Source organism: Mesorhizobium sp. M2A.F.Ca.ET.037.01.1.1, from assembly GCF_003998075.1.
Classification (GTDB): Bacteria; Pseudomonadota; Alphaproteobacteria; order Rhizobiales; family Rhizobiaceae; genus Mesorhizobium.
Genome location: NZ_RZSA01000519.1, coordinates 1 through 4,686 on the forward strand (window position 1 = coordinate 1; position 4,686 = coordinate 4,686).

The 4,686-nt window shown below is 64.5% G+C and carries 8 protein-coding genes; 6 read left to right on the plus strand and 2 right to left on the minus strand.

What is annotated here, in order from left to right:
- Positions 1-291 (minus strand): GMC family oxidoreductase N-terminal domain-containing protein (locus EOA27_RS22980; RefSeq protein ID WP_189562087.1); only part of this gene is annotated, 291 nt, incomplete at its 3' end.
- Between the two features lie 191 nt (positions 292-482).
- Here EOA27_RS22980 and EOA27_RS22985 point away from each other — a divergent pair.
- Entirely contained in the window at positions 483-878 is a 396-nt protein-coding gene (locus tag EOA27_RS22985) for an acyl-CoA thioesterase (protein WP_042646168.1), read from the plus strand.
- 119 nt (positions 879-997) lie between these two features.
- Positions 998-1,201 carry a hypothetical protein gene (locus EOA27_RS22990; RefSeq protein ID WP_126081691.1) on the plus strand — a complete coding sequence of 68 codons (204 nt, stop codon included), beginning with the start codon at positions 998-1,000 and terminating at the stop codon, positions 1,199-1,201.
- 170 nt (positions 1,202-1,371) lie between these two features.
- On the opposite strand, the gene EOA27_RS22995 is transcribed toward EOA27_RS22990, so the two are convergent.
- Positions 1,372-1,740: a helix-turn-helix domain-containing protein gene (locus EOA27_RS22995; RefSeq protein ID WP_040989613.1), complete on the minus strand. Its 369-nt coding sequence runs from the start codon at positions 1,738-1,740 to the stop codon at positions 1,372-1,374.
- 90 nt (positions 1,741-1,830) lie between these two features.
- Between EOA27_RS22995 and EOA27_RS23000 the strand changes: the two genes are divergently transcribed.
- The 4 genes from EOA27_RS23000 to EOA27_RS23015 all read left to right on the plus strand — a co-directional run.
- On the plus strand, positions 1,831-2,436 hold the full coding sequence (locus EOA27_RS23000) for an NADPH-dependent FMN reductase (RefSeq protein WP_127257266.1): 606 nt from the start codon (positions 1,831-1,833) through the stop codon (positions 2,434-2,436).
- Positions 2,437-2,623: 187 nt separating this feature from the next.
- A complete protein-coding gene (locus tag EOA27_RS23005) occupies positions 2,624-3,166 on the plus strand; it encodes a helix-turn-helix domain-containing protein (protein ID WP_126081692.1) in 543 nt (180 codons plus the stop codon).
- Positions 3,163-4,257: an HlyD family secretion protein gene (locus tag EOA27_RS23010; protein ID WP_126081693.1), complete on the plus strand. Its 1,095-nt coding sequence runs from the start codon at positions 3,163-3,165 to the stop codon at positions 4,255-4,257. Before EOA27_RS23005 ends, EOA27_RS23010 begins: the two co-directional genes overlap by 4 nt.
- Before the next feature lie 7 nt (positions 4,258-4,264).
- The coding region (locus tag EOA27_RS23015) for an MFS transporter (protein WP_127257268.1) at positions 4,265-4,686 on the plus strand (422 nt) is incomplete at its 3' end.

Below are 4,686 nucleotides of genomic sequence, written 5' to 3' on the forward strand. Positions count from 1 at the left end.
GCGGATGAAGACCATGGCGTTGATCGAGCTCGAGCCGCCGAGCAGCTTGCCGCGCGGCCAGTGGTCGGCATTTCCGGCGAGACCGGGATCCGGCTCGGCCTTGTAGTTCCAGTTGACGGCCGGGTCGAAGAAGGTCTTGCCGTAGCCGAGCGGCATCTGGACGTAGAACCTTTGATCGGTCCCGCCGGCCTCCAGCACCAGCACCGAGAAGCGGCCCGAAGCCGACAATTTGTCGGCCACGACCGAACCGGCTGAGCCGGAGCCGACGATGATGAAATCATAAGTCTGCATGATAGGCGGGCGCGCTCCGAAATTCGCGGCCTAGCCTAGACATTGCCGGTTCACGTCGTCGCCGGACCTTCCGGCATGGCTTGTGAAAAAAGCGACTGCTCCGGCGGCGCAGTTTTCGCTTTCAGCAGAGCTTGCGACATCGCAATCGCATTGGTACGGGTTCAGGAAAGCAGCGGCTGAAGGAGTTTCCTATGGTGCATTACGCGGACGGAAAACCTCTTGGCGATCTCACGCTGCGCACGCTCGCCATGCCGTCCGACGCCAATGCCGCCGGCGACATCTTCGGCGGCTGGGTGATGGCGCAGATGGACCTTGCCTGCGGCATCCGCGCCGCCGAGCGCGCCAAGGGCCGGGTGGTCACCGCCGCGGTCAAGGAGATGTCCTTCGCCAAGCCGATGAAGATCGGCGACACGCTATGCATCTACACCCATGTCGAGCGCGTCGGCCGCACCTCGATGGTGCTCAAGGTCGAGGCCTGGGCGCAGCGCTACCTTTCCGACCTGATGGAGAAGGTCACCCATGCCGATTTCGTCATGGTGGCGCTCGACGGCGAAGGCAAGCCGAAGCCGGTTCCGGCCGAGAGCTGACGGGTCTCCGATTCTCCCCAGGCTTGCCGTTTTGTAACGACGCCCGCGCGGCAGATGCGCTCCGCGACATCCAATGGTTGCCTTCGCGCCCCAGTTAGTGGTCGCGCGAGGGGAAAACAATGCGTCAACACATGCTGAACGGCTGGCTCGTGGCCGCCCTTATTGCTCTGGTCTGCCTGCTCGGCGTTACAGCCTATGTGGAGATCAGCAAAGACCTTCCACGCGTTGCCTGCGTGAGGGACCCGAAGGCGATCGACAAGAAGGACGCGCAGCACGAGAACTGCTCGACACCATGCTGCACCACTACCGCTGCAAGCGCCTGATCGGTGGCCGCCTAAAGACAGTCATCCTTGTCGAGACGGTTACGCGGACACAACTGCGAGGCTAGCTGGAGAGCCGCAGCAAATCCGATCAAAGCCGGAGGCACGACAGGCCCGGCGCCGAGCGACACGGGTTGTTCAATGGTTCGCAAACCTTTGAACCAAAAAGGGGTTCAGGCTTGCTGGCTGTCGAATTTCGCTCTCGCTTCGCGGACCCGATTTGTGTTCTTGCGCGCCCATTCGCCCAGAGCGCCGACCGGCACGAGCAGCTCATGACCGAGCTCGGTCAGCTCGTAATCGACACGCGGCGGAATGGTCGGAAACACTTTTCGCGTCACGAACCCATCGCGTTCCAGACCGCGCAAGGTGGTGGTCAGCATTTTTTGCGAAATGCCGCCGACGGCGGCGCGCAATTCGTTGAAGCGCATCGCGCCGTCACCCAGCTTGCCGACCACGAGCACGGTCCATTTATCGCCGACCCGCTGCAGGATTTCCGACACGGCACGGCAGTCTTCGGTGATATGCGGGTGCCTCAGTAACATAAACGTGCCCCCTTGCGCGCTGGTTTGTCAGTATCACATATAGCGCCGGTATCCAAACGATACCAGAAATTCCCGCAAGGAGAGCCCCTTATGTCCAAGCCCAAAATCGCCATCGTCGTCGGTTCGACGCGCGCCGCCCGCTTCGCCGACGTGCCGACGCAGTGGATCGCCAAGATCGCCAAGGCTCATGCCGACATCGACGTCGAGATCGTCGATCTGCGCGACTGGCCGCTGCCCTTCTTCGACGAGGTCGCATCCTCCGCCTGGGCGCCGTCGCAGAACGAAGTGGCGCAGCGCTGGCAGAAGAAGGTCGCCGAGTTCGACGGCTTCATCTTCACCGCCGCCGAATACAATCACGCTCCGACCGGTGTCTTGAAGAACGCCATCGACTACGCCGCCAATGAATGGAACAAGAAGCCGGCCGGCTTTGTCGGCTACGGCTCGGTCGGCGGCGCGCGCGCGGTCGAACAGCTCCGCCTGATCGCCGTCGAGCTGCAGATGGCGCCGGTCAAGTCGGCCGTCCATATCGCCTGGGGCGATTTCCTTGCGGTGCGCCAGGGCGAGAAGAAGCTCGAGGACGTCGAGCATCTGAACCAGGCCGCCGCCGCGCTGGTCAACGACGTCGCCTGGTGGGCCAAGGTGCTGAAGGCGGCCCGCGCCGCCGATGCGATCGCCGGCGAAGCCCAGGCCGCTTAAAGCGCCTGCGAAAAATCATCCTCCCGAAGGGCGGCGCTTGCGTCGCCCTTTTTGTTTGCAGCAACGGCTCGTGCAAGTTCGTTCGCGCCGGCTCGATATGCAGCGCCGGCGCGTCCGATCATACTGACTTGCATAATGCAATCGACTTGGCTATATCTAACTTTCATTTTGAAAGTGAGTCACGAGAATGGTTGCCAGGACGAGCTTCGAAACGCGCCCATGCCCCATCGCGCGCAGCCTCGACGAGGTCGGCGAGTGGTGGAGCATCCTGTTGCTGCGCGACGCCTTCCAGGGCCTTACCCGCTTCGACCAGTTCCAGAAGAGCCTTGATATCGCGCCCAACATGCTGACGCGGCGGCTGAATAGCCTGGTCGAGCGCGGGCTGTTCGAGAAGCGCGCCTACTGCGAGCGGCCGCTGCGCCATGAATATGTGCTGACGGCCAAGGGCCGCGATTTCCGGCCGGTGCTGCTTACGCTGCTTGCCTGGGGCAACCGGCACCTGGCGCCCGAGGGCCCGAGCCTTGTCGTGGTCGACACGGCGGACGGGCGCTGGGCCGATCCGGTCCTGGTCGACAAGGAGACCGGCAGGCAACTCGACAGCGGCGGCTTCGCCTTGGCCACCGGGCCGAGGGCCAGTGATCGCATGCGGCGGCACTATCGCTTCAGCAGCCAAGGGCCGGGCCTCCCGCTGATCGAGAACGGCGGCCAGGAAGAGGCGCGAAGCAGATGAACAAGGCTCTTTCCCCGGCCGAGTTGCAGGCCTCCGTCGTTGAAGCCCCGAAGCCGGCGAGGAAGCGGCGCAAGCCGCTGCTGCTCGGGGCAGCCCTGATCGCTATCGCTGCCGCCGGTTGGTTTGGCGCCGAGTGGTGGCAGGCCAACCGCTTCATGGTAACGACCGACGACGGCTATGTGGGCGGCAATGTCACGCCGCTGGCGCCGCGCGTCGCCGGCCATATCGACCAGGTGCTCGTCGAGGACAATCAGCATGTCAGCGCCGGCCAGCCGGTCATCCGCATCGACGACAGGCCGTTCAAGGCGGCGCTGGAACGCGCGCAGGCATCGGTGCAGCAGAAGCAGTCGGCGCTCGACAATCTGCGTGCTCAAATCTCACTGCAGAACTCGCTGATCGAGCAGGCCAGCGCCGATCTCGAGGCGAAGAGCGCCGCCGCTCTCTTCACGGCGCAGGATGCCAAGCGCTACGCGGTGCTCGCCAGCGCCAGGACCGGCTCGCAGCAGGATGCCCAGAAGAGCGCCGCGGCCGACGGCCAGGCGCAGGCCTCCGTCGCCGCCGCGCGGGCCGCGCTTGCGGCGTCGAGGCAACAACTCGACGTCCTCAACACCCAGATTTCGGAAGCGACGGCGGAAGTCGCGGCGGCCAAGGCGGATCTCGACACCGCCCGGCTCGACCTCGGCTTCACGGAAATCCGCTCGCCGATCGACGGCATCGTCGGCAACAGGCTGGCGCAGGTCGGCACCTATGTCTCGCCGGGCAGCTATCTGCTGACCATCGTTCCCGCCTCGGGCCTATGGGTCGACGCCAATTTCAAGGAAGACCAGTTGCGGGCGATGGCCGACGGGCAGGCCGCTACCGTCTATGCCGATATCGCTCCCGACCAGCCGCTCAAGGGCCATGTCACCAGCCTGGGGCCGGCCACGGGGGCGATCTTCAGCGTCATCCCGCCGCAGAACGCGACCGGCAATTTCACCAAGATCGTGCAGCGGGTGCCGGTGAGGATCGCGATCGATGCCGACCAGGCGGGCAAGGTGGCGCTGCGGCCAGGCCTGTCCACCGTCGTCACCGTCGATACCGGATCGCATTGAGGGCGCCATGTCAGCGCCGGCCGCCCCGCAATCCTTCCTCGCCAGCATCCTGCCATTCATGGTGATGTGCGTGGGGATGTTCATCGCGCTGCTCGACATCCAGATCGTCGCCTCCTCGCTGCAGGATATCGGCGGCGGCCTGTCGGCCGCGCAGGACCAGATCGGCTGGGTCCAGACCTCCTATCTGGTGGCGGAGATCATCGTCATCCCGCTGTCGGGCTGGCTGACGCGGGTGTTTTCAACGCGCTGGCTTTTCACCATCTCAGCGGCCGGCTTCACGCTTGCCAGCATGCTGTGCGGCTTTGCCTGGAACATCGAAAGCATGATCGTGTTCCGGGCGCTGCAGGGGCTGCTCGGCGCCTCGATGATCCCGACGGTGTTCACCTCGTCCTTCCACTATTTCCAGGGCCCGAGGCGCCTCTATGCCGC